Genomic DNA, 1,363 nt, shown 5'->3' with positions numbered 1-1,363 from the left:
CAGTCCGGGCAGCGAATTTCCAATGCATTAACCAGAGATGGGAACACTATTCATTCGGTGGCAAAGGAGTTTTCGGTTATCGATCAGAAAATCGGGCAAGGATTTGATGGGTTCAGTGATTTGTCAGGACCGGGCAAGTGGCCATGAAAGAGATAGAAAAAGAGGAACAGCATATTCAACAACAGCTGGCTAAGTTATCTGAGAATCAAGAAAAAAATCGCAAGGACAACTGGCAGCTGGAGGAACGAGAAAATGATTATCGTCGATTAGTTAAAAAGCAGGAAGCATTTATACATGATGTCCTTTCCACAAGTATAGGAGAGCAGCACAATTATTTTACTGATATGGAAGAGGAGCTGAGCGTTCTTCATCGGGAAAATCTGCGGTCATTAGATGAAAAAGTGGAAACGCTCTACAAAGAGAAGCAGGCGCTTGAGGCAAAAGAGGAGCGCCTTCTTCAGAAACGGCGTACGTTGTTAATGGGAGAGGAGGAAAAGGTGTGAGTATCAATTTTTATGTGGGAGAGGTTCAGGCACAAAGCAGTTCGGCAGTCGCGCTGGCCACAGCCTATATTCAGCATGCGGGTACCTTGAAGGATAGTATCCACGCATTTTTAAGCGCTCCCCTCTCCAGCAATACGTATGATTCCGCCAAGCGTTACTTTATGGCCGTGTATCCGCCAGTCAGTCAAGCCTTGATTTTGGTGGGAGAATCAATGATCGACGCCCATACGAAATTTCCAAAGGAATTTCAGGCAATGGTGGACAGCTGCGATGTGGAGGAAGCACGGCTAAAGGCACAAATCGAACAAGGACAAAGCTTATTGAAGTCTTATGCAGAGGTTCTGAATAAGGAAGAGAAACCTAATCAGCGGATGGAGCAGGCCTATATGCGGATGCAGGAAGGCATCGGCAAGCTGGAAGAAAAGTTGAATAACCTTTATACTTTCAATGCAGCTTCTGCAGGGATTTTTTCTGAGGTGGAAGCCAATCTGGATAATCTGGAACAGGCACTAACCGCAATTGAGGGCTGTACTGCGTGGAATCCCAGCAGCGGTACCTTTGATATTTCTAAACTAAATCTATCCTGGACGAAAGCGATTAACGAGGCGTGGCAGGAGCGGGAAGAGCGAAACCAACAGGACATTCAAAAGAGACTGGCGCGACTGAATGCTTATGAGATAGAATGTGTAGAGTACGGTGGGAAATATGGAAAGAGCTGGACAATCATCAAAGACGGTCAGCGCTTATCCAAAAAGGATCACCCGGAGCTGTATGCATTATTAGATGAATATGGCGAACACCTAGCAAAAGACCGGTATACGGCTAAGGAACTGAAAATCAATCGTTATGAAGTGACGTAT

At 45.6% G+C, this 1,363-nt stretch carries 3 protein-coding genes; all 3 read left to right on the top strand.

The window, feature by feature from the left end:
* Positions 1–15 precede the first annotated feature (15 nt).
* Entirely contained in the window at positions 16–147 is a 132-nt protein-coding gene (locus IW510_RS21535; RefSeq protein WP_330932677.1) for a hypothetical protein, read from the top strand.
* Positions 144–503: a DUF3958 family protein gene (locus IW510_RS21195; RefSeq protein ID WP_202063197.1), complete on the top strand. Its 360-nt coding sequence runs from the start codon at positions 144–146 to the stop codon at positions 501–503. Before IW510_RS21535 ends, IW510_RS21195 begins: the two co-directional genes overlap by 4 nt.
* Positions 500–1,363: hypothetical protein (locus IW510_RS21190; RefSeq protein WP_202063195.1), on the top strand; the 864-nt coding region annotated here is incomplete at its 3' end. The genes IW510_RS21195 and IW510_RS21190, both read left to right, overlap by 4 nt.

It is taken from the genome of Enterococcus sp. BWR-S5, from assembly GCF_016745255.1.
GTDB lineage: Bacteria > Bacillota > Bacilli > Lactobacillales > Enterococcaceae > Enterococcus_L.
The sequence above is the reverse complement of the archived record's forward strand: the minus strand, read 5'-3'. Positions and strand labels throughout refer to the sequence as shown.

What these genes read in the sequence shown, in the direction of transcription:
- IW510_RS21195 (WP_202063197.1), top strand. Translation starts at nt 144, where the DNA reads ATGAAAGAGATAGAAAAAGAGGAACAGCATATTCAACAACAGCTGGCT.